Genomic DNA, 23,119 nt, shown 5'->3' with positions numbered 1-23,119 from the left:
GGTTGTATTGCTTCCAGTTGGTTGTTTTGTAACGAGGCTTAGGCATAGGGCTACGAGAGAGGGTGGAGGTAGCTGATCAGATCGTAGGTTCTTGATTTAGTTCCATTGAATTACGCAACAAAGCCATGGAAGAATGCAGTCCAAACTTAGTGTGTCAGTTTCCTTCGCTGATAGTTACGGCAGACCAGTGACAGTACCTAAGAGTGACTTAGAAGGTGCGATATCTTTTTACCTTAAGAATAGTGAACAAGAGTTAGGCAAAAATAAAGACTGTACCTACGGAAGAGATTGCTGGGGGTATACATTGAACCCAAATGACTACTCTCACCAAATGGGGAACAGTTATGGGTACTCTAAGGGCCTACCAACGTCTCGGGTTGCAGCATCGGATACCAAATTAACCGCTTGGGTCTATAGCAACGAGGTAGCTCAGCATCGTGAAGTTTGTATGAAAGTTAAATTCAATACTGGTAGCCAATATGACAATAACTACTACGACAGCTGCGCTTATCCAAATGAATCAAGTGCCTTCTATCAAAGCGTACAGCCTAAGTCCTATAGTGCTGCTGACTTTTCAGAGATTGGAGAAGGTGAACAGGTATGGGAAGAAACTAACACTGACGATTTCTATTTCGAAAAAGCTGAGATGTATAACTTCTATGTGACGCCCAAAGATACTTCAGTGAAACTGGTCGAGGTTGCTATGGATAACTTCGACGAGTCGGACAGCGATAAGGTGTTCCTAAACGATGAGTGGTTAGGTTGTTATTCAGATTGCACTAATGGCTTTCGTTCAGTGAAAGGTTATGTGTTCGCTCCAGGTTCAGAGCGTAATGTATCTGATGAATATGTTTGGAATAGCGCCGCTGGCGAAGGTCGCACGGCGGTATGGCGAGTTAACCAGCAACTAAGATCAGTGACTCTGAGCCAATTGCTTTATTCAAATAGCGGGACATCGAACAATGATTCTCAAAAAGAGTACCGATTTACTGTATTTGACCAATACGGAAATAAAGGACCACTAAAGCTTATTTATCCTCAAAGTGAATTTACTGGTGGCGGCCAGAAATGGGATTACACCCATTGGAATCACGTTAGCCAATAACATCCAGATAAAACAGAGTTAGCTCATCCACTTTGAGCTAACTCATTCACTTTAGGGGAAATTTATGTCTAATTGGACTTCAAACGCTTTTAACTTTGATAGCTTTTGTTCGGGCGGCGTAGACCAAAGAACCAGAAGCTATTCATATCAAATCTTACTTGGCTCTCTTATTGGTAACTGGCTTAAGGGACCAAACCTCGATATATCCATTCAATTCTCACCTTACTCGACGGACAACCTTGGTTTCGGTAAAGGCTGGAAATTGAATCTCCCAAGATACGACATCGAGAACCAACAGCTCTATCTTGCAAATGGGCAATCCTACCGTGCTGAATTAAACGCCAATATAGAGATGAGTATTCGTTACAAGAAACTGCTCGACTTTTCGGTATCGTCTAGCGCGAATGGTTATGAAATCACGTATAAAAATGGCCGTACTGATCTTTTAGATAAAGATGGCGATATCATTAAGATCACCCAAAGCAATGGTCATGCTCTCTACTTTTCTTGGCTCAACGTGGGACAAAATAAGCGCTTAGATAGAGTTTGGGATGACAGAACAACCAAACAGACCGCACTTTTATGGGTTGAGTATATCTCGGTAGGGCGCGTTAATATTTTTACTAATATTGGCAGTACCCATGAAGCTTACTTCAGTCTTACTCTTAGCAATAACAAGCTCGTCAAATGCAATTTACCAGAACAAGCAGGTAGCTATAGTTTCGGTTATGAAAGCATTGGTTCATATACGTTAATCAATGAGGTAAACCATCCTTGTGGCTTGACCGAGCGTTTGAGATATAAGGCTGATGGTATTCGAGTCAACTCAATGACTTACTTACCAGCCGTTACTGCACACGATGTTCTTACCCTTAATTCGCCAGTTATTACCACAACCTACGACAGTGTTGGTACAGATAGCCGCAATTTCATGGGTTACGGTGTACGTGGCGGTGAATTAAGTGAAGGGCTTGATAACTTACTTGAGCGTGGTTACGAATATACTTATCGCGTCCAAAAGATCGAAAATGGCTCTATTGTAACAGCGCAAACATACAATCAATTTCATCTACTCGTTGAAGAAGCCCGGCAGGTAAACGGAAACCTTGTTCATTTGAAAAGGCTGGAATACCCAGCGATTGATAATCAACAGTTTTCCGCTCAACCCGCTCAGTATTCATTGATCAGTAAAGAGGAACAAGTCTGGTTTTCTGGATCGGATAGCCAAGCTCAAAGTCGATTATGGGATTACGACGAATATGGCAACATGCTTAAGTTCGTTGATGAGAATGACATCGCAGAACGTTACGAATACTACGCTAAACATGGTGAGGCAGGTTGTCCCGCATCGCCAACGGGTATGGTGAATTTCGTCAAATCTCGTACGCTCAACAATGGATCAGAACAGAGAGTGCTCTCTTATCAATATGCTTCTCTTGAGGGGCTGAATGGCCATCGTGATGTGGTTCTGAGTTTGGAAGAAGACGTCCAACGCTATAGAAGTCATTACGCTTATCAAACTGATACTGGTGAGACTTACTCTTTCGGCCGATTGGCTTCAGTCCAAAATGACATTCTTCATCCTAACGGCACGTATTCTGCTATTTCTCACTATCGTTATGAGTTGGATAGCTATGTCCTTGAAGAACACGAAGAGCTGACCTGTCACGACAATACGAAAACCAATCTTGCGGTTGGGCACTACCTTGATATTGGAGAACTCGCGCGTCATGTCGATTCAGACGGAGTTAGCTGTGCATTTACTTATGATTCGCTTCGTAGAACTACTGAAGAACGGATTGAAGGAAGCGCTGCTCGTTCGTATCAATACATTGTTGATACTGGTATGAGTCGACAAACCCTGTTGTTAACGGATTGCAAAGGCAACTTGTGTGAACAAAGCTGGGATGGTCAAGGGCGCGAGCTAGAGGCTAAAGTTGGTAGCTCGATCGTATGGACAAAAATGTACGATGCGTTGGGTAGACTCCAAAGTAAGAGTACCTTCGATGTGCTGCCTGATCGCCATTCTAGATCGGCGCCTGTGGTGTTAACAGAAAGCTATGAATACGATGAGTGGGATCAGGTTAAAGCGACTCTGTTAGCGAATGGAAAACGTCGTGTCGAGTTCAATAACCTCGCCTCACGTAAGAAAACCCAAGGTATTGAAGGTTTGACCATGACGGTCAGTTCTCTGAATAGCTGGGGGCTAGAAGAGAAAAAAGAGCAAGGCATCAACAGTTGGAATTATGAGTACGACTCATGGGGAAGATTGATCAAAGAAACGAATCCTCTCGCTCGATCTAAGCATTACCATTACGACCGCTTTGATCGTGTTATTCGCATGACTCAAGCGAACGGTGTCGATCAAGATATCACTTACGCTGAACATACCGATCAGTCACAAGTTGTAGACCTGAAAATTGGTGGGGTGACTTTAGGGCAACGCGATATTGATGGATTGGGACGACCGCGGTCCCTGCACAGAGGAGCGAGTTCCCAAGCTTCATTGGCGTGGACTTATGCGGATAGCAGCAATATCCCAGAAACTGAAACCAGCTTATCAGCGCCAATGCGCCAGTTTACTCGCGATAGCCAATTGGGTGTGCTAAGTGCTAAGTCGTCTAATGGGCAGGCTTCTAGTTACAGTCATGACTCAATATCCGGCTTACCGACAGGGAGTCAGGACAGTGAAGGCAATCAAAGTACCATTATCTACTCGACTAAAGGCTTGCCTGAGGCCGAGGTGAATGATGGTCAGTCTCGTTATTACAGCTACTCCGATGGTGGGGTGATCGCTGCAATTGATAGCGACACGGACACTCGCCAGTATGGCTACGACGAACTCGGACGATTAGTGAAGTTGAGTTCAAATTCAACAACGGTTTACTACGAATATGATGAGTTTGATCGAGTGATACTAGAAACATTGATATCGGGCAGTCAAACCCAAGTCACTGAACTCGAATGGGATGAATATAGTCGCGAAGTCAACCGAGCTATAGCCTTGAACGATAATTATATCTTTGAGCAGTCACAAGAATATAACGCGTTAGGGCTGCTTAATTCTCGTAAAAAGGAGTGCGCAACTTTAGGTAATCTAACGGAAATCTATACCTATGATGACCTCTCTCAGTTGACTAAAGTCGAGTTCTTCGGCGCGGGCCCACTGAGCGATTGGTCTCAGCCTATGACGTCTATTGATTGGAGCTATGATGAGCTAGGAAACATGCTGACGCAACGCACAGCGACTACTGAATCTGAGGATTTCGCTCGTTACTTTTATGAGTCGGATGACCCTTGCCAGTTGACTCGTATTACTCATTCCCACCCACAACTCGATGGTCAAGTAACAGTGAAATACGACTTGAATGGCAACATGATTCAAGATGCGGATGGTCGAATTCTTGAATATGACAATTTCGATCGATTACAGCGTGTGTTAGCTGATAATACCGAATGGCTCTATCAATATGACAGCAACGACCGACTGTCTGCACAGCAGTCCGTTTCTGAATCTCGTCACTTTAACTATCTATGGGGTGACCTCGCTTCGATCGAGGAAAATGGCAAACTCACTCAATATATCTATCACGAAGGAGTGCCTAAATGGTCAGAGATGGACTCGGAAACTACGTTACTGGCAACGGATCAAAATGGTTCGGTAATCGCGTCAAATACGTCGGGTAAAACAGGGTCTATGTACCGTTACTCTCCATATGGGCAACGTGATCAAGCGGGGAATGCAAATGAACAATAAAGACTCGGTATTTATTACCCCACTTAATCGACGTGAGTTCCTGATTAAAATTGGTCAAACTGCAGCGGTGGCTGGTGGTATCTCACTGCTTCCGACTTCGGTTCGTTTGGCAATGGCGCAGTCGATGACCATCTCCCATTCGGAGATTGGCTTTAATGGCGAGTGGTTGGATCCTGTACTGCAAGGCTACCATCTAGGCCAAGGCTATCGCGTTTACCAGCCGAAGTTGATGCGCTTCAATGCACCGGACAGTTTGGCCCCTTTCAATGAGGGGGTTCACAATGCTTATGTTTATTGCCATAACGATCCGATTAACTTCACCGACCCAAGCGGACATCTAAATATTAGTAAGATCTTATTTGGTGCTTTTGGGGTTATCGCGGGTATTGTTGGTATTGCCTTAGCTGCACCAACGGGCGGTTCTAGCTTGGTATTGGCTGCAGGTATCATCGGTGGTATTGCAGGTATGACTAGTGGTGCGCTACAAATTGCCTCGGGAGTTATCGACGATGGGGATATCTCTCATAAACTCGATATTGCGACCATTCCATTCGATATCATTGGTGTGGTGAGTGGTGGATATTCAGCCTACAAGTCGGTTCAGAACTTACGTTGGGTAAGAGCGGGTGGGGCATTGGAAGATGTCACTCAGCCCGGTCTTGGTTCTCGTTTGATGAACAAGATTAGACCTTCTGGTGAGTACAATCTTGCATGGGCCTCTAAAACGAACCCAGCTATGCGTATAGGCAGCTCTAAGGGGCAGGTGATTGCGACCAGAATGACGCAGGGCGGTAAGACGATGACGTACACACCTCCTCCCATTCATGGTGGGTTTACCAAGATTCTTCTTGGACAAGTCAAAGTGGGCGCCCGAGGCTATACCATCTATCAAGGCATAATGACGGCGCGCTCGATTGGTGGTTTAGGTTGGTCATCGGTTAAAACGATACCAGGGCGATTAGATCAGGAAAAGTCTTCAGCGGATACCATGGTTACGGAAGGTCGGAGTGCCAATCCTGCAGCCAAGAAGACGCAAATGTACGCATTAGAAGAGACTCGACAACGAATAAAGTATGGCAATGAGGTTCAGCAGATGATCCGTCAGTTGCCATTGTCGTAGTCTGATTTCTTCTTTTTCTCTAACAGCACAAAGCCAGCTCAATCCTCATTGAACTGGCTTTTTGGCATTCTGTGTAGGCGTTCTCGACCGTTATCCATCAACCATGAGTACTTTCCTTAGATCTAACTTCGTGATCAAAAAAAGATCAAAAACAGTTGTTGAAACCGGTTTCAGGTTGTATCTTTGCTTTTGTTGAAATCGGTTTCAGAGTTGCAATGAACTCTCTAATCCTGGTCTTTTTCACGAATAACTTGTAGCGAGTAATGGTATGAACAACGAATTTCCGAACGATTTTTTATGGGGTGGTGCGGTTGCAGCACATCAGTTAGAAGGCGGCTGGGATGCGAATGGTAAAGGTGTCAGTGTTGTTGATGTATTAACAGCGGGCGCTCATGGTGTACAACGTCGAATCACCGATGGTGTGATCGATGGTGAAAACTATCCCAACCAAGTCGCAGTGGATTTCTACCATCGCTATAAAGAAGACATTAAGTTATTTGCTGAGATGGGTTTTAAGTGTTTCCGTACCAGTATTGCTTGGACGCGTATTTTCCCAAATGGCGATGAAGCCGAGCCGTGTGAAGCGGGGTTAGCGTTTTACGATGACTTGTTTGATGAACTTCTAAAATATGACATTCAGCCAGTGGTGACACTGAGCCATTTTGAAATGCCTTATCACTTGGCTAACGAATATGGTGGCTGGATGAACCGTAAGGTGATCGAGTTCTTCGTTAAGTATTCGACCACAGTGATGGAACGCTACCAGCACAAGGTGAAGTACTGGATGACGTTCAATGAGATAAATAACCAGATGAATACTTCGGCAGATATCTTTGGCTGGTTATGCTCTGGCGTGAAGTTCCCACAATGTGAAAAGCCGCAAGAGGCGATGTATCAAGCGGTTCACCACCAGTTTGTGGCAAGTGCTTTAGTGGTTAAGAAAGGTCACGAAATTAACCCAGATCTTCAAATCGGTGCAATGTGTGCGATGGTGCCTTTCTACCCTCGTTCTTCAAAGCCAGAAGACATCATGGTGGCACAGCAAGCGATGCGTGATCGTTACTTCTTCTCGGATGTGATGGTGCGTGGTCACTACCCAAATTACGCCAAGCGTGACTGGGCAATCAAAGGCTTCAACATTGAAATGCAGCCTGAAGATGAGCAAATCTTGAAAGAAGGTAAAGCGGATTACCTTGGCTTTAGCTATTACATGTCGAATACCTTGGATTCTTCTTCTCACCAATCTACAGAAGAAGCGATGGACGGCGGTCATGAGAACTCGGTCGATAACCCGTTTATCCAGTCTAGCGATTGGGGCTGGCCAATTGATCCAACGGGTTTGCGTTTCTGTTTAGCGTCTCTGTATGAACGTTATGAAGTGCCATTGTTCATCGTTGAAAACGGTTTTGGCGCTGTTGATACCATTGAAGAAGATGGCAGCATTAATGACGACTACCGCATCGCTTACCTTGGCGACCACATCAAAGAGATGAAAAAAGCCGTCGCGATTGATGGTGTTGACTTGATGGGTTATACCCCTTGGGGCTGTATTGATTTAGTGTCGTTCACCACCGGTGAGATGAAAAAACGCTACGGATTCATTTACGTAGATAAGCACAACGATCAATCTGGCTCACTAGAACGCAAACGCAAGAAGTCGTTCGAGTGGTATAAAGGCGTGATTGCATCTAACGGTGCCACTATTTAGAATGCATTTCCCAGCGCAGTTATGTGAACTGTGAACTGTCATTTTGCAATGAATTAGTCGGCCTATGTCGGCTAATTTTTTATAAAGGAAAAGAAGCAAATGGTAACCATGCTTGATGTCGCAAACCGCGCAGGCGTATCTAAATCGACGGTTTCTCGTGTCTTAAATGGCAAGAACATCGTACGCCCTGATGTGGTGAAAAAGGTATTTGATGCGATTCAAGAAACAGGTTATCGACCGAACTTGTTGGCCCAGCAATTGGCGACCAAGAAGACCAATTTCATCGGCTTTGTAATCACTAATGAATTGTTCAATGGCCCTTATTTTTCTTCCTTGATGTATCACGCGGCTTCTTATAGCGAAAAGTCGAATCACCAACTGGTGATCACCGATGGCAAACACAGCGCTGAAGACGAAAGAAAGGCGATCAACTTCCTGCTGGATATGAAGTGCGCGGGCATCATCATCTATCCGCAATGCTTAACCGAAAGCGAGATTGCAAAGATCATCGAAAGCACTGACACACCGATTCTGGTACTCAACCGAGAAATGCCGTCGAAGCCTAATCATGCTATCACCACCGACCATTATCAGAGCGCTTGTTTGATGGTTGAGCACATCATCGAGCAAGGCCATACAGACATTGCAGTGATTCGTGGTAAAGCCGGTTCTTCGACCGATGAGTTGCGTTACCACGCCTATCAAGATGTCTTAACTAAACATGGTATTGCATTGGATGAGTCCAAGGTTGTTCAAGGTGATTGGACGATGGAAAGCGGTTATCACGCGGCTCAGGCTCTGGTAAAAAGCAAAGCAACATTCACCGCTATCTTGTCGGAAAATGATGACATGGCGATTGGTGCGATTAAGGCGTTAACCGAACTTGGGTATTCATTACCTCAAGATGTTTCTATCGTTGGTTTTGATAACAGCAAAGTGGGGGCGTTTTTAACGCCAAGCTTAACGTCTGTCAGTGTGCCATTAGAGCAAATGACGCAAAAGGCGATCCTGCAAATTGTCGGTGAAACAGAGCAAGCGACCACTATCAATAACACTGGCAGTTTGGTGTTACGTGATTCGATAGCGAAGCTAAATTAGCACTGATCGAATTTCATATTTCACCTACAAAAAGTGACGAGCTGCGCATCTCTTAAACCAAGCTCAAACACTCCTTATTCACTGTTATTTAGATGTGCGATATTGCGTTTTTTGGTCGATGAATTGACCACCATTAGTTAAGTAATGTGAAAACAGTTAAGTAATGTGAAACTAGCTAAGTAATATGAAAATAGCTAAGTGATGTGAGAACAGGTAAGTAACGTGAAAACAGAAAAACAAAAAATGCTAGCAGGCGAACCTTATCAGGCTTGGGATAAAGAGCTTTATGCCGCTCGTATCGAATGTCGTAAGGTGCTTCAAAAACTCAATAACAGTATTCCTGACACACCTGAATGGGAAGCAGCAACGCAAGAGCTTATTCCGGGCTGTGAAAATGCACATTTAGAGCCGCCGTTTCGTTGTGACTACGGCTCGAACATCAAGTTGGGCAAGAACTTCTACGCTAACTTTAACTGCGTGATTTTGGATGTGGCTGAAGTGACCATTGGCGATAATGTGCTGCTTGGTCCGAACGTTCAAATCCTGACCGCAGGCCATCCACTTGATGTGAAAGGCCGAGTTGAAGAGGGTGTTGAGTTTGGCACACCGATTAATGTTGGCGACAATGTTTGGCTTGGCGGCGGTGTGATCATTTGCCCAGGTGTCACTATTGGCGAAAACAGCGTGATTGGCGCAGGCAGTGTGGTAACTAAAGACATCCCAGCCAATGTGGTTGCAGTCGGTAACCCATGTAAAGTGCTGAAATCGATCGATAACGGACAATAATCAGATTTAAATGACAAAGCACGACCCTAGGTTCGGGATTTGTTTTTTCTATCCTTGGTAGATGCTAGAGGCTAGATGCTAGATGCTAGATGGAACAGCGTGTTGTGCTTGCTTCTTATCTAACGCACCACTGAATCGAGTCAGAACAAGAGCGATCAAAACAATCACAGCACCTACCCAAGGGGTGTTCATTAATCCAGATTTCGCGACAATCAAACCACCACCCCACGAGCCCAATGCAATACCGACGTTGAAGGCTGCAATGTTCAACCCAGAAGCGACATCGACTGCGTCTGGTGTGTATTTCTCAGCCAGTTTCACAACATACACTTGTAGCCCCGGAACGTTACCGAATGCGAATGCACCCCAAACCAAAATGGTAGCAACAGCTGCGTAAGGGTTTACTGCGGTAAAGTTGAATACCACCAGTACCGCGGCTAAACCTGAGAAGATAACGGTCAGTGCTTTAATTGGGTCCATCTTGTCAGCCATCTTACCACCCCAGATGTTACCTACCGCCACTGAAACACCGTAAACCAACATGATTAAGCTGATTGAGCTCGAATCAAATCCTGATACATTTTCCAGTATTGGAGCGAGGAACGTAAACGCTGTGAATGTACCGCCATAACCTAGTGCTGTGATAGCGTAAACCAACAGTAAGCGTGGTTGAGTTAGAACCTTTAGTTGTGCCGAAATCTTCGCCGCTGGTGGTTGCTTAAGGTTGCTTGGAACCAAGATAGCGCTGCCGATAAGAGCAATAAGACCAAGCAGAGCAACGATCAAGAAGGTCGCTTGCCATCCAAAGGTTTGGCCGATATAAGTGCCCAGTGGTACTCCAGTTACCAATGCAACCGTTAAACCCGTAAACATGATCGCAATGGCACTGGCTGCTTTATCTCTTGAAACCAAACCTGTCGCGATGGTCGATCCAATCGAGAAGAACACGCCATGGGCAAGGCCGGTCAAAATTCGTGCGGCGATCAGCGTGTTATAACCCGGAGCTTGCCACGCCAATAAGTTACCAATGACAAACAATGCCATCACGGTTAGCAGCACCGCTTTACGATTCCATTTGCCGGTTAATGCCGTTAATACTGGTGCGCCAATAGCAACGCCAAGCGCGTATAAACTGACTAATAGGCCTGCCGATGGCAGAGATACATTCAAGTCGCTCGCCATGGTAGGAATCAAGCCTACGATGACAAATTCTGTGGTTCCGATGGCAAAGGCGCTGAGCGTCAATGCGAGTAATGCTAGTGGCATAATCATCTCTCTTACTGTTCTTTGTTAAATACCGAGCGCGATAAAATGGGGCAGCTTGTGACTGCAATAGGAGCGCTTCGTTTGATGGCGAGGATTATCTAGCAAAATATATTTGTGAAAAATGCTATCATTAACAAATAACCTTTGTGTTATTTGCAATAATTGGAGAGTTAGCCGATCATTGGATTAAGCTGATGAGACCGAAAAGATACAGATGATTTGAGCTGTGATGAGCACAAGCGTGATGACATTAAACAAAATGAAGATAGCGAAGGAGCCTCATGTTAACCCGTTCAGATGATTTAGAAATGGTACTCACCGTTGTCGATGCTGGTGGTTTTTCTGCGGCGGCAGAGGCGCTGGATGTGCAGGTCGCCAAGGTGTCTCGTTCGGTGAGTAAGGTTGAGTCGCAACTCGGCGTCTCAATATTCAACCGAACAACGAGACGCGTGGAATTGACGGAGGAAGGACGGCAGTTTGTCGATTCAGTCAGGGTGGGATTACAGATGATTCAGAGCGCGGAAGAAGAAATTGTGTCGCGCGGTGAGTTGCCAAAAGGTCGTTTAAGAGTCGATGCCGCCAGTCCATTCGTATTCCATCAGCTAGTGCCGTTGGTGCAGTCATTCAAAGAGGCTTACCCAGACATTGAGTTGGAACTTACTTCCAACGAAGGCTTCGTTGATCTTCTAGAAAAGAGAACTGATGTTGCGATTCGAATCGGTAAGTTGTCCGATTCAACACTGCACGCTCGCCCGTTAGGAAAAAGTTTACTCCATATTGTAGCGTCACCCGATTATCTCGCTAAGCGTGGGCTGCCCACCAAACCTGAAGATTTGAGTTCGCATCAAATTGTGGGATTTGCGGGTAACAAAGTGCTTAACCATTGGCCTTTGCCAAACCAAAGTTATGTCGCGCCTACCGTGACAGCCAGTAATGGTGAAACCGTGCGTCAACTAGTCTTAGCTGGAAATGGTATTGCTTGTTTATCGGGGTTTATGGTGCAGGAAGATATGGCAGCAGGGCGTTTAATCCCTATTCTGGAACAAGACAAACTTGCCAACACAGACCGAGAGCGAGTGAATGCGGTTTATTACAAGTCGTCATCTGTCTCTAAACGTATCTCGGCGTTTATTGATTTTATTCAACCCCGTTTGAAGCTCTAACTAAGGCGGCTGACGATATCCGCATAAATGAAAAAGCCCCGCTGACGTGTAGCGGGGCTTTCAAATTGAACTCGATAGCTTGTCAGTGTGCTTTCTAGTAACAGACTACTGAAACTGTACTTAAGCGATCTTAGTCATCTCGTTAAGTGTAAATGACGTAACACTACCTTCGGTTGCTGCCATGTATTCAGCGAGGTGAGTATTACCCATGTGTGTTTGCCAAAGTTCACGAGACGTCCAGTTTTCGTAGAAAGTGAAATGTGCTGGGTTTTCATTGTCTTGGTGAAGGTCGTAGTTGATGCAGCCTTCTTCAGCGCGAGTAATATCAATCAGCTTTAGCAGCTCTGCTTTAACCAATTCAATTTTGTCTTCGTTAGCGACGATAGTTAGTTGAGTCATGTTGGTACCTATATTATTTTTCACCGAAATGGTGATTTGTCTGTGTATACAGCGCCACTTTTTGTTCATTGAGCTGCAGTCTGTGTCGATGGATAAATAATAGTAGGAATATTTGAAACGATAAACAGTGCTACATTTGAATTATTGTCAAAAAATAATTGATAATAACTTGGGTATTATGTGCTACTAAGCGTAGGTGAGGAGTGTTTAGAAACCGCCCGCCCACGCATCAAAATCGTCAATGTTGTCGAGCTCTTCTTTAGTTCTTGGGGCTGGGTAATAAGACAGAGCCAATCTCTGAGCGGAAGGTTGCAGTTCCCAATCGAGCGTAATCTTGAGTCGGGTTAATTCATCGTTGAGGCGCACAAACATATAGTAGCCATCGGCATGGGTATTGGCGTAACTCGCGATAGTTGCGATATCACCGGAAGGTAATTTTACATCTCGGCCGAGCGGGTAAAGTTGGTGCAAAGCGAAGCTGACTTTAGAGTCTTTCAGCTTGCCTTGTTTAAAGCGTTCTAGGCCAATCGCGGTTGAGGTCGTGCGCGGCTTCCACCCTGTGAGGAACAATCCACTCAAGTTATCTTGGAACGGCTTACCCTTTCGATTGCCTTCATTGGTAATGAATTGAACCGTCAGCGTGTCTCCCGATTCTTGCAGAATTTCTAAAAACTGTTCACCAGTGCGATCGACCAAAAGCTTCATAATATCCAGCTACCATCAAGAATGAGAGACGATAAAGGGTACTACGATAGGGAAGGCTTGTGTAGAGACGATAAAGGTTACGTAGCGTGAACAATGTTTTCGGTGTTGATCCTTTCATGCCCTTAGATCAACAACAGCTTTAGCGCTTACGTAAGTAATGCGTTTGCACGATCTCATCAAGGTACGTCGTGACGTCTTTCAATGTAAAATCGACGGGAGATACTAAGTCACCAAATAACGGAGACCCACCACCAAGTAAGACTGGAATGGTCGAGATGATCAGCTCATCAATCAGGTCTTCTTTCATGAAGTTTTGAATGGTGATGCCGCCATCAATATACAAGTTCTTTAGGCCTTTGTTATTCAAATCCGCGACAATCTTTTTAAGCTCGCCCTTCATCAGAAATACTTTACCTTCAAGGTCTTGAGGTACTTCACTTAAAGTGTTGCTCAGTACATAGACTGGCTTGCTGTAAGGCCAATCGATACCAAAGCTCAACACCATGTCCATTGTATTTCGTCCCATGACCAGTGCATCGATACGATCGGTGTGGGCGTTGTAACCCATGTCGTCACCGTCTGGATTTGGAATCGCTTGCAGCCAATCTAAGCCGCCTTGTTTGTCTGCAATGTAACCGTCAAGACTGGTTGCGATGAATACAATATTTGACATTTTTAACTCCGATATCGATGAGAAACTTGGCATCTACACGGTAATAAATTAAAATATTCTACAGTGTAGAAATAAAGTTTAAGAGGTGACGGTATGACTGTCAAGGATCAGAAACGAGGTCGACCAAAGAGTGGATCAAGCCAACTCAGCGCACAGAGAATTCTCACTATTGCCAAAAGCATGATGCGAGAGAGTGGCAAAGTGCCAAGTATTCGAGGGTTGGCGACAGAACTCGGGGTCGATGCGATGGCTATATACCATTACTTCAAAAACAAAAACGATCTGCTTGAGGCAATCACGGTTTCTTTGATTGAAGAAGTTGCACAGCCAGAGCTGATCCAAGACTGGCGAGATAACCTTTATCGGCTCAGTGTGAGTTACTTGTCGATGCTCAACGAATATAGAGGCTTGTTAGAGACCTTATTGACCATGAAACCCCTCGGGCCGATGGAGGTATTTAGTGAACGTTTTGAAGCGGTGTTGAGCCCGTTAGCGTTAACGGAAGAGCAAACCAAAAATGCGTTGGACTTGCTGGTGGATTATTTACACGGCTACGCTTTGGCGTTGAACTGCAACCCAGACCGAACTGAACTCACCATTGAAATGGTCGAAAAGCCGCTGAGTTTATACTGTTTGGCGCTCACTCAACTTAAGTGATCTGTAGGCAATTTACTGACCTTTAAATTTATACTGGATAATTACCTATAAATTTCAGGATTTAGCAGTAATAATCAATGAATAGATCGGAATAGCTTGTTCATTGAAAAGCTGTACGGAAAGTTTCTAAAGACGCCATCGTGAAAAGGAAGTCAGATACATGCCTGTGCTCCAACGCATCAGTTTAACGTTAATCTTAATCGCCGTTTTAGGTGGGTGTTCTTCACTTCCTGAAGGCATCGATCATCCAACAGAACCGCCAACCTCTCCTGCACCTAGTTCTTTATCGGTTCTAACCAATGAATTTCAGCCTGAAGCTTTAGAGCAAGGCAACACTGCGGTTCGTCTGCAAGAGTCCGGTTGGGATGCTTTGGCACAGCGATTAGCGCTGGTCGAAAGTGCCGAGCACACCATCGACATTCAATACTACATCTGGAACTCTGACGAATCGGGCAGCTATCTCGCTAGCCGTTTATTAGCCGCGGCTGAGCGTGGTGTGAAGGTGCGCGTAATGCTGGATGATATCAACCTCAACGAACGTGAAGGTTTGCTGTCGGCACTGGATGCGCACCCTAACGTCGAGATTCGTATCTTCAATCCAACGCCAACACGCCGTGGCTTCAGTAAATGGCTGAGCTTTGTCGGTGACTTCTCTCGCTTAAATCGTCGTATGCACAATAAGTCGTTTACCGTAGATGGTACTTTGTCTGTGGTGGGTGGACGTAATATTGGTGATGAATACTTCGACCTTTCTGATGAAATCAATTTCCGAGACCGCGATGTATTAGTCATGGGCTCGGTAGTTAACACTATCCAAACCAGTTTTATTGAATACTGGAACAGCCGTTGGTCTTACCCTGTCGATATGCTGGGTGATGACGAGCAACCTGATCTCTCGAAGATAGATAATATTGTCGTTCCGCATTATCAAAATTATCCTGAATTACCATTAGATCGTAAGGCTTCTGATAGCTTACTGAAAGAGGTGATTGATGAGATGACTTGGGTGAATGCGCGCTTTGTTTACGATCAGCCCGTCCCTGAAGACTCAGATAATACCGATGAACCGAAAGCGACCGCGATTCTTCTAGGGAAGTTAGCGAGTGAATCGAAACAAGAGATCTTGTTGGAATCGGCTTACCTTGTATTCGATGACGGTCAGCTTGAAGAGTGGCAGGTATTGAACAACCAGGGCGTTGAGATAAAAGCGCTAACGAACTCTATGGCTTCTAATGATCTGGTGACTAATCATTCTGCTTATGCGGGCAGACGTTACGACATGTTGGAGCATGGCATCGACCTGTTTGAGCTAAAACCAGAATCTAAGCTGTGTGAAGCTTCGACTCAAGACGTGTCTAAATGTGCGCCTGAAACGGCCTATGGCTTGCACGCAAAATCAGTCGTATTCGACCGCAGCATCGCGAGCATCGGCTCATTTAACTTCAACTTGCGCTCTACCTATCTCAATACTGAATCGGTTTTGATCATCGAGAATAAAGAGATTGCTGAAACGTTAGCAAAAACTATTGAGCAAGCAATGAGTGACGACAATAGCTGGCGTTTGGAACTGGAAGACGGTGATGTGTATTGGTATTCAGGCGATCAACGTTGGGACAGTGAACCAGAAACTGGCAAGTGGGAACGCATGCAATCAGGCTTCCTACAGCTTCTCCCGATAGAGAAATACCTCTAAAAGAGTCGACCTCAGAATAATGAAAAATGTCAGCGCATAATACGCTGACATTTTTGTTTGTACTGCTGTTTGATGTGGTTTGTTGCAAGCTCTTAACGGCTTAACGCTTGGTCAGCTGTTTGCTGTTCAAGTAAGGCAGGATATGCGGGCGAGATTCGCCAGACAGCTTTTGAGTGATCTGCTGTGACCAACTGCTCTGCTTTTGATTGCTTGAACGGCTTGCGTAGTAGCTTTGCATTGAATCATCGTAGCTGGCAATTTCATCTAGGCTCAGCGGTTGGTATTGGTTTTCGTGCATCACCACATGAGCAGGGAGGCGAGGCTTCACCTCTGGTTGCTGTGCCGGATGACCTAAGCACATTCCGAACAATACGGCGGTGTGTTGTGGCAGTTCTAGCAGTTCATCCACTTGTTGTGCGCTGTTACGTAACCCGCCAATGTATACGCCACCTAAACCTAGAGACTCAGCAGCCAACATGCAGTTTTGCGCCATGATGCCAGAATCTACCGCGCCAATCAGGGTCAGTTCAGTAAAGTCGGTTTTCACTTCAGGGTTAATTTGAGCGTGGCGTTGATAGTCGATACAGAACACCAAAAACTCAGCCGCATTCTCAACGTAAGTTTGGTTACCTGCGTATTCGGCTAACAGTTTGCGCTTCTCTTTGTCTGTCACTCTCACGATAGAAACAGCCTGCAGTAAGCTCGATGATGAAGCCGCGAGACCAGCCTGAATAATCACATCAAGTTGTGCTTTTTCAATCGGTTGATTTGTATATTGACGAATGGAGCGGTGCCCCAGAATAGTTTCAATCGTGCTGTTCATAACTCTCAGACAGTCCTTGTGATGATGACGTAGAGAATCACAATAACGACAATTACCATGAGCGTAAAGGGTGTTCGAGGCTTTCTGGTTGGCAGAATGATATTCATGAATTTAAAAGGATTGCTGTCACAGCCAATCCTTTTTTGTACGGTTTCTTGCTAGAAGCGAATAACGCTCAAGAGTTCGCTTTAATGGCGAAGAGACAAAGTGATGAAGTGAACTCTGTTGGTCGAATAGCTGCCAGAAGGCTGAAATAGTCCTGAGTCAGCATTAATTTCACCATGGCCTAAATCTTGGTATTGGTAGCTCAATCCTAGGTTTAAGTCATTGGATATCTTCTTCTCAGCGCCGAATCCGATACGCCACTGTTTGTCGAGCGGGAGTAACACATCTCTGTTTTGACTGCTTACAGGGCTCGTGTCACCGCTCACTCCGCTGTAAAGCAACCAATCCTCATATGCGTATTCCACACCAACCCCAAGAGAGTAGGTGGTTGAGTATTTGTCATCATAATCTTGCCATGTCTCCATGTTGGAGCTGAGTAGAAGGTTTAAATCTTCATTTAATGAATGCTTCAACCCTAAGTTTAAGCTTCGAACCCACGTCAATTCAGAGCTAATTCCAAAAGCGTTGGCGTTATCAAGGGAAAGGTCGTGATCAAATTGGCCCTGATAACTGACACCCAATTGTGTGTTGTCACTGATGTGGTGATTGAGACTCAGGCCGAACCCTAGGTCGAGGCTATCTCCTTGGAGTTCTCGACCGTTCAAAGCTTGAGTTTCAAGCGCTGCGTGCTGCAATATCAAAGAACCACCAAGAGACAGTTGTTCACTAACTTGATACGACAATGACGACGTTAAGTTGAGTGCCGAAATGCTATTTTCTTTGATCAATAAAGCAGGGTGCGCGCCAACACCGTGAGAGTATTCAACGCCAGTGCCGCCTGCTGCGTGCAATGCTGCGCCGACGACCCATTGGTCATTGAGCCTTGATGCGTAAGACAAATGAGGGAGAACATCGGCGCTGCTTCCTGTGGTCGAAGCCGAGTTATCGTCACGGACAAATGTGGTTTCAACATCGAGGTATTGAACGCCGAGAATCCAAGCGCTTTCTTCAATGGCCGATAACCCAGCAGCGTTGGTGATCACGGCGGATGCATCGTTCGCGGTTACGTTTCCTGCGCCGGCTGTGCCAACGCTTTTGGTTGTCGCAATCTGAGATAGGTTTAATCCACCCGCGTGCGCGAGAGAGCTGACTATCCCTGTTACTAACAGAGACAGTGTGATGAAAGGTGTTTTCAAGAATAGAACCTCATTTTCAGTGTATGAGCTATGTTGCTAGCAGTTTGAGCCATGTGTTTAGGGATGGAACGAATTGCCACGAGCGAACATTAAGAATGCTGTGGCAATCGACTTAATTGCCTTAGTTGGATTAATCGAAGTAATTAACTTAATTGAGGCTAGAGCTTTTCAACTTGTGGCAGTGGGTATTCATTGTCGAGAACGGCTTGAGTTGGCTCATACAGGCGCATGTGAAGATAGAAGTCATCTTGAGGCGCGGGTAGCCAGTTACACGTCGGATCGGACGGTTTTACGTATTGAATGCATATTGGCAAGGTGCCGTCTTCTGCGTATTTCAGCTCATCTTTACGATTGGTTGAAATGGAGTAGCGTTGAATGAAGTTCTCAACCATGAACAGGTTTTTAGCGTCGTACATGGTCAAAGACCAAAAGGCGTCAGCGGGTGCATCAGCTGGCATGGTCATTCGATATTGATTGGATCCCGACAGTTGCTCGCCATTCGAGTCTGTGTATCGATTTGGGTAGAGTGCTCGCTCTGGTACATTCAAACCAGCCGCACGCATATTGATGCTCGCTCGGCTCAGGTAATCATTTCCGTAGCGGCCACCCTCGTACATCATCGACCAGCCATTATTGATATCGCCGATGCTTCGACCAGCGTATTGAATGATCTGTTGTGAAGACTCAATCGCGCGCATTAGCCCTTTTTTCTGTGCTGAGGTTAGTGCTTCAGGGTTAAAGGGGGTCGATCCTCCAATACCAATTTGTTGGAATTGATCAACGATGGCAGCATCTTCTGGAATCGGGTTTTTTCGTAGTTCACGGTCAATTAGCGAATACCACTCTAGCCCTTCAGGCCTCGCCATGGGTGGGATACGACCTGTTGAAGCTTTGAGCTCTACGATGTCATGCTCTGCGCCGAGTTGATCTAGTGGGTAGCTGAGGAATTTATCGTGAATAACCAGTGCGTCATTGAGGTCTTGCTCGCCAAACACGCCCGTTCGTTGAATCAACCAAACCATAGGAGTGCGAGATTCTACGACACGATCAATTCCCTCTGGTACTTCACCAGCCCATCCTTTGTTGACCAAAAGCACTTTTGAACCTTGGTCGCCTACATTCTTCACGTGCAGATCTTCAATCGAATCTGAGTAAGCATCCAATAGCTGAACAATGTAGTAACGGTTATCGGTGCGAGGAATATCAATCACCATTGGACCTGATAAATCCAGATCGTAGTGAGCTTGTGAGTAGAGCGTATCGTTGTTGACGGTCGGTACAATCCTATCCTGAGGTCCGGATAGAACGCGTGTTTTACCCATCTCATTCAATGGTGCCATGGCGTTGTCCATCGGCGCATCAACAGATGTGGTCGTTTGCCTAACCGCTGCCACGGTTAATGGGCCTGTACCATAGATAAATGCTTGAACACCGAGATTGTAAGCGAGCTCTTCTTCAGGATTAATAGATTGTTGGGCAAGGGATGGCATCGCGATAATACTGGATAAAGAACACACTAAACTGGTCAGTACACTTTTCTTATAGAGGAGCTTTCTCATGGAACACCTTAGATCGTAGGAACAGAATTAGGCATTTATCATATGAGCAAGTGAGATTAAGGAGTGTAATAGCCGATATTAAGGATGTTAATAGTCTAATTTTACCACTCAAGTATTTGTTTTAGTTAACATTGTTTTAGGGTGGTGAAGCGACTCTACGACGTGTGCAGGTAGGGGGCGTGAGGCGCTATTGTTTGATTGATTTTCGGTTGATATGTTGGCAAAAAAGTACGGGAATCGATATGAACACATCTACTTATCCTTTTAGCTTATTCATTAAAGCAGAAGGGGCTCAATGTAATTTGGATTGTAGCTACTGCTATTATCTTAATAGACAAGATGTCGATAAGAGGTCTTCAATGTCTCTGGACATGATGGAGAAAATTGTCGGTGCTCATATCGACGCGCAGCCAATGAAAGATCAGCAAGTGGACTTTATCTGGCATGGTGGCGAGCCTATGTTAAGAGGGCTCGATTTCTATGAAGCTGCGATGAAAACGCAGGCAAGCAAAGCGACTACCAAGCTCGTCGTGAATACGATGCAGACCAATGGAACCATGATTAACGATCGTTGGGCGAGTTTTTTTGCTAAACACAATTTTATGATGGGCATCAGTATCGATGGGCCCAATATTCTGAATGACATCGCTCGGATCGACAAAAATGGCGAGTCGTCTTTTGAACGCACAGTGCGTGGGATGTCTTACCTAAAGAAGCACAATGTTGATTTTAATACGTTGACGGTCGTGAACAATAAAACCTACAAACACGGTAAAACGATCTATCAGTTTTTGGTTGAAAATGGCAGTGGTTACATGCAGTTTCAGCCTTGTATCGATCATGAGTTGGACAGGCGAACAGGGCACGACTGGTCGTTAACGGGCCAGCAATGGGGGCAATTTCTTTGTGACTTGTTTGATGCATGGAGCGCCAATGATGTCGGTAAAGTGTATATCCAGTTTTTTGAAAACTGTTTAATGGTGTTGATGGGTTACCAAAGCCAAATGTGCCATCACAGCGCGACTTGTGGACAGCAATTAATGGTTGAGCATGACGGCAATGTTTACAGTTGTGACCATTATGGGTATCAAGATCATCAATTGGGCACCATGAACAGTGATAAGCTTGCAGCCATGGCGAGCTCACCAGAACAAATCGCGTTTGGCACCAACAAATATGATGAGTTAAACAGCACTTGTCGACGTTGTGATTTTGTTGAACTCTGCCAAGGTGGTTGCCCTAAAAACAGAATAGCAACAACCGAAGATGGCAGTCCGATGAATCATTTATGCCAAGGGTATGAGATGTTTTTTCGTCACGCATTACCCAAATTATTGCCTATGGTAGAAGCGATGAAAAAAGGGTATTCGCCAGCGTACTTTCCACTTTTCTAAATCATTTGGAGTAGGGCATGACCAAAGACCTAAACTTACTGCGGCTCATTTTGGTGCTTAATGAAACTCGTCAAACGGTGAGTGCAGCCAAAGCCTTGAACGTAAGTCAGCCGACGATCAGTGTCATGCTTCGTAAGCTCAGAGAACAATTTGATGATGAGTTGTTTGTTCGAGATAAAGCAAGGCTTGAACCCACCCCAAAATGCTTGAAGCTTATCGAAACCTTGCCTCTGCTATTAGAGCAACTAGATAACCTTTACATACCCAATGATGAGTGGGGCTTGGAAGATTTAAGAGGGGAGATTCAAATCATGCTGCCTTCCCCGCTGTTGATCCCAGTGGGTGTGCCACTAATCAAAAAGCTGACCAAAGAAGCGCCGCAAGTGACGTTCCAATGCTCACCTTGGTTAGATAATGGTGTGCAGTCCCTAGAGACCAACCGAATGTGTTGGGGAGTGAGCTATCTTCCTATGGACGTCAATAAAACCCTGACTGAGCGCCCAGTTGGCTTTGATAAGTTCATGTTGGTGCTAAGAGCTGACCACCCAATTCAAGGCAATTCCCTTGAGGATATTCTGAAATACCCACTCTGTATCAATATGATCCCTGGTTACATTCAGCCGTCCAAGACGGAAATGTTGATCAAAAAATACGACTTAGATAAACACATCGGGCTCAGAAGCAACAATATGAATTTGATGCTAGAAGTCGTTAAGGACAGCGACTTTATCTATGTAACATCGTCGAAATGCCGCTATTTACTTGATCACTCTTATCGTTGTATCGATTTACCGCCGGAACTGTTGAAAGACACCTATCGTCGAGAATTGGCACTGTTTACTCATCAAGCAAACCGTAATAACCCGTTCACGGATTGGCTTCAAAAAGAAATTACGTCGATTATTCAATCCTAGCATCACGCTACTATTCCTTCTAAATAACTCCCTTTTTTAAAGGCCACTATTAAGAATCGTAATAGTGGCTATCAAGCCATTTTTGGCGTCTTTCTTATACCATTTACCTCAACAATGGTTCGCTGAGACATGCACAATTTTCGTTGTGACTTCAGCGATTTACTCATAGTGAATGAGGGTTATAAATGTATAAGTCTTTTGTTAAATCCGCTCTGGCGCTCTCGGTACTGGCGAGCGTCAACGTACATGCAGCGAGCCAACCTAATGTGGTTGCCATCATGCTCGATGATGTGAGCCCAACGGATCTGTCTGCCTACCACCGTGGTTTAGGCGCAGTGGATACGCCGAACATTGATCGAATTGCCGAACGCGGCATGATGGTCAGCGATTACTACGCACAAGGCAGCTCTACCGCGGGGCGCTCTGCCTTTATCACGGGTCAATATCCTTTCCGAACAGGCTTAACGTCTGTCGGTCAGCCGGGCTCTTCGCTTGGCCTTCAAAAAGAAGATCCAACCCTAGCCGAAATGCTAAAAGACAAAGGCTATGCGACCGTGCATGTCGGTAAAAGTCACTTAGGCGATAACAACAGTCACTTGCCAACGGTGCATGGCTTTGATGAATTCTTCGGTTTCCTTTACCACCTCAACGTTATGGAGATGCCTGAACAGCCTGAATTCCCAACAGACCCTAACTTCAGAGGGCGCCCTCGCAATGTTCTTCACACCGTTGCTACCGAGAGTGTGGACATGCAAGAAGACCCAAGGTTTGGTGTGGTTGGAAAGCAAACGATTGAAGATAAAGGTCCTTTAGGCGCTAAACGCATGCAAACCGTCGATGGCGAATTTTTGGAGTTTGCTACAAATTGGCTTGATATACCCAATCAACTTGAAGATGCAGGCTTAAACACCTGAAAATTGTCATTGATTCGAGACGTCAACGAACCTGCAATCTCTGGAAGAGTTACAGTAAAAAATTGGTCTATGGCTTCCTTGAAG

17 protein-coding genes and 3 pseudogenes are annotated in these 23,119 nt (G+C 45.3%); 12 read left to right on the top strand and 8 right to left on the bottom strand.

Features of this window, described 5'->3' with window-relative positions:
* Positions 1-124 precede the first annotated feature (124 nt).
* The 6 genes and pseudogenes from H5300_RS18290 to H5300_RS18265 form a co-directional block, all read left to right on the top strand.
* A pseudogene (locus H5300_RS18290) lies at positions 125-1,105 on the top strand (hypothetical protein); the annotation flags it as partial.
* A gap of 64 nt (positions 1,106-1,169) precedes the next feature.
* Positions 1,170-4,862, top strand: a complete 3,693-nt coding sequence (locus tag H5300_RS18285) for an RHS repeat protein (RefSeq protein WP_182796566.1) — start codon at positions 1,170-1,172, stop codon at positions 4,860-4,862.
* Positions 4,852-5,982, top strand: a complete 1,131-nt coding sequence (locus tag H5300_RS18280) for an RHS repeat-associated core domain-containing protein (protein WP_029226069.1) — start codon at positions 4,852-4,854, stop codon at positions 5,980-5,982. Before H5300_RS18285 ends, H5300_RS18280 begins: the two co-directional genes overlap by 11 nt.
* A 268-nt stretch (positions 5,983-6,250) precedes the next feature.
* Positions 6,251-7,690, top strand: coding sequence for a 6-phospho-beta-glucosidase (locus tag H5300_RS18275; RefSeq protein ID WP_182796565.1), 1,440 nt, complete (start codon positions 6,251-6,253; stop codon positions 7,688-7,690).
* A gap of 99 nt (positions 7,691-7,789) precedes the next feature.
* Complete coding sequence (locus H5300_RS18270) at positions 7,790-8,788, top strand: LacI family DNA-binding transcriptional regulator (RefSeq protein WP_182796564.1); 999 nt, start codon at positions 7,790-7,792, stop codon at positions 8,786-8,788.
* Between the two features lie 222 nt (positions 8,789-9,010).
* Positions 9,011-9,574 carry a sugar O-acetyltransferase gene (locus H5300_RS18265; RefSeq protein WP_004732276.1) on the top strand — a complete coding sequence of 188 codons (564 nt, stop codon included), beginning with the start codon at positions 9,011-9,013 and terminating at the stop codon, positions 9,572-9,574.
* A gap of 78 nt (positions 9,575-9,652) precedes the next feature.
* On the opposite strand, the gene H5300_RS18260 is transcribed toward H5300_RS18265, so the two are convergent.
* Entirely contained in the window at positions 9,653-10,840 is a 1,188-nt protein-coding gene (locus H5300_RS18260; protein WP_182796563.1) for an MFS transporter, read from the bottom strand.
* A gap of 281 nt (positions 10,841-11,121) precedes the next feature.
* Between H5300_RS18260 and H5300_RS18255 the strand changes: the two genes are divergently transcribed.
* On the top strand, positions 11,122-12,003 hold the full coding sequence (locus H5300_RS18255) for a LysR family transcriptional regulator (protein WP_050651057.1): 882 nt from the start codon (positions 11,122-11,124) through the stop codon (positions 12,001-12,003).
* A gap of 120 nt (positions 12,004-12,123) precedes the next feature.
* On the opposite strand, the gene H5300_RS18250 is transcribed toward H5300_RS18255, so the two are convergent.
* The 3 genes from H5300_RS18250 to H5300_RS18240 all read right to left on the bottom strand — a co-directional run bounded on the left by H5300_RS18250 (position 12,124) and on the right by H5300_RS18240 (position 13,780).
* Positions 12,124-12,402: a putative quinol monooxygenase gene (locus tag H5300_RS18250; RefSeq protein WP_182796562.1), complete on the bottom strand. Its 279-nt coding sequence runs from the start codon at positions 12,400-12,402 to the stop codon at positions 12,124-12,126.
* Between the two features lie 207 nt (positions 12,403-12,609).
* Positions 12,610-13,107 (bottom strand): hypothetical protein, encoded by a 498-nt coding sequence (locus H5300_RS18245; RefSeq protein WP_182796561.1) that lies wholly within the window; start codon positions 13,105-13,107, stop codon positions 12,610-12,612.
* 139 nt (positions 13,108-13,246) lie between these two features.
* A complete protein-coding gene (locus H5300_RS18240; RefSeq protein WP_162926785.1) occupies positions 13,247-13,780 on the bottom strand; it encodes a dihydrofolate reductase family protein in 534 nt (177 codons plus the stop codon).
* Positions 13,781-13,873: 93 nt separating this feature from the next.
* Between H5300_RS18240 and H5300_RS18235 the strand changes: the two genes are divergently transcribed.
* Together H5300_RS18235 and H5300_RS18230 are read left to right on the top strand one after the other, a co-directional pair.
* A complete protein-coding gene (locus H5300_RS18235; RefSeq protein ID WP_182796560.1) occupies positions 13,874-14,437 on the top strand; it encodes a TetR/AcrR family transcriptional regulator in 564 nt (187 codons plus the stop codon).
* 160 nt (positions 14,438-14,597) lie between these two features.
* Positions 14,598-16,130 (top strand): phospholipase D family protein, encoded by a 1,533-nt coding sequence (locus H5300_RS18230; protein WP_182796559.1) that lies wholly within the window; start codon positions 14,598-14,600, stop codon positions 16,128-16,130.
* A gap of 100 nt (positions 16,131-16,230) precedes the next feature.
* On the opposite strand, the gene nfsA is transcribed toward H5300_RS18230, so the two are convergent.
* The 3 genes from nfsA to H5300_RS18215 all read right to left on the bottom strand — a co-directional run bounded on the left by nfsA (position 16,231) and on the right by H5300_RS18215 (position 19,813).
* A complete protein-coding gene (gene nfsA, locus H5300_RS18225) occupies positions 16,231-16,953 on the bottom strand; it encodes an oxygen-insensitive NADPH nitroreductase (RefSeq protein ID WP_102533841.1) in 723 nt (240 codons plus the stop codon).
* A gap of 188 nt (positions 16,954-17,141) precedes the next feature.
* Positions 17,142-18,254, bottom strand: coding sequence for an OmpP1/FadL family transporter (locus H5300_RS18220; protein ID WP_182796558.1), 1,113 nt, complete (start codon positions 18,252-18,254; stop codon positions 17,142-17,144).
* Between the two features lie 158 nt (positions 18,255-18,412).
* Complete coding sequence (locus H5300_RS18215) at positions 18,413-19,813, bottom strand: DUF1254 domain-containing protein (RefSeq protein ID WP_182796557.1); 1,401 nt, start codon at positions 19,811-19,813, stop codon at positions 18,413-18,415.
* Positions 19,814-20,055: 242 nt separating this feature from the next.
* On the opposite strand from H5300_RS18215, the gene H5300_RS18210 reads away from it, so the two are divergent.
* The 3 genes and pseudogenes from H5300_RS18210 to H5300_RS18200 form a co-directional block, all read left to right on the top strand.
* Entirely contained in the window at positions 20,056-21,207 is a 1,152-nt protein-coding gene (locus H5300_RS18210) for an anaerobic sulfatase maturase (protein ID WP_182796556.1), read from the top strand.
* Positions 21,208-21,224: 17 nt separating this feature from the next.
* Positions 21,225-22,121, top strand: coding sequence for a LysR family transcriptional regulator (locus tag H5300_RS18205; protein WP_182796555.1), 897 nt, complete (start codon positions 21,225-21,227; stop codon positions 22,119-22,121).
* Between the two features lie 185 nt (positions 22,122-22,306).
* Positions 22,307-22,996, top strand: a pseudogene (locus tag H5300_RS18200) (sulfatase-like hydrolase/transferase); the annotation flags it as partial.
* Between the two features lie 8 nt (positions 22,997-23,004).
* On the opposite strand, the pseudogene H5300_RS18195 reads toward H5300_RS18200, so the two are convergent.
* Positions 23,005-23,119 (bottom strand): annotated as a pseudogene (locus tag H5300_RS18195) (IS630 family transposase); the annotation flags it as partial.

Origin of the sequence: Vibrio sp. SG41-7 (genome assembly GCF_014164465.1) — a bacterium.
GTDB classification, from domain to species: Bacteria; Pseudomonadota; Gammaproteobacteria; order Enterobacterales; family Vibrionaceae; genus Vibrio; species Vibrio splendidus.
This window is presented reverse-complemented; position numbering and strand designations above follow the sequence as displayed.

What these genes read in the sequence shown, in the direction of transcription:
- H5300_RS18285 (WP_182796566.1), top strand. Translation starts at nt 1,170, where the DNA reads ATGTCTAATTGGACTTCAAACGCTTTTAACTTTGATAGCTTTTGTTCG.
- H5300_RS18280 (WP_029226069.1), top strand. Translation starts at nt 4,852, where the DNA reads ATGAACAATAAAGACTCGGTATTTATTACCCCACTTAATCGACGTGAG.
- H5300_RS18275 (WP_182796565.1), top strand. Translation starts at nt 6,251, where the DNA reads ATGAACAACGAATTTCCGAACGATTTTTTATGGGGTGGTGCGGTTGCA.
- H5300_RS18270 (WP_182796564.1), top strand. Translation starts at nt 7,790, where the DNA reads ATGGTAACCATGCTTGATGTCGCAAACCGCGCAGGCGTATCTAAATCG.
- H5300_RS18260 (WP_182796563.1), bottom strand. Translation starts at nt 10,840, where the DNA reads ATGCCACTAGCATTACTCGCATTGACGCTCAGCGCCTTTGCCATCGGA.
- H5300_RS18255 (WP_050651057.1), top strand. Translation starts at nt 11,122, where the DNA reads ATGTTAACCCGTTCAGATGATTTAGAAATGGTACTCACCGTTGTCGAT.
- H5300_RS18250 (WP_182796562.1), bottom strand. Translation starts at nt 12,402, where the DNA reads ATGACTCAACTAACTATCGTCGCTAACGAAGACAAAATTGAATTGGTT.
- H5300_RS18245 (WP_182796561.1), bottom strand. Translation starts at nt 13,107, where the DNA reads ATGAAGCTTTTGGTCGATCGCACTGGTGAACAGTTTTTAGAAATTCTG.
- H5300_RS18240 (WP_162926785.1), bottom strand. Translation starts at nt 13,780, where the DNA reads ATGTCAAATATTGTATTCATCGCAACCAGTCTTGACGGTTACATTGCA.
- H5300_RS18235 (WP_182796560.1), top strand. Translation starts at nt 13,874, where the DNA reads ATGACTGTCAAGGATCAGAAACGAGGTCGACCAAAGAGTGGATCAAGC.
- H5300_RS18230 (WP_182796559.1), top strand. Translation starts at nt 14,598, where the DNA reads ATGCCTGTGCTCCAACGCATCAGTTTAACGTTAATCTTAATCGCCGTT.
- nfsA (WP_102533841.1), bottom strand. Translation starts at nt 16,953, where the DNA reads ATGAACAGCACGATTGAAACTATTCTGGGGCACCGCTCCATTCGTCAA.
- H5300_RS18215 (WP_182796557.1), bottom strand. Translation starts at nt 19,813, where the DNA reads ATGAGAAAGCTCCTCTATAAGAAAAGTGTACTGACCAGTTTAGTGTGT.
- H5300_RS18210 (WP_182796556.1), top strand. Translation starts at nt 20,056, where the DNA reads ATGAACACATCTACTTATCCTTTTAGCTTATTCATTAAAGCAGAAGGG.
- H5300_RS18205 (WP_182796555.1), top strand. Translation starts at nt 21,225, where the DNA reads ATGACCAAAGACCTAAACTTACTGCGGCTCATTTTGGTGCTTAATGAA.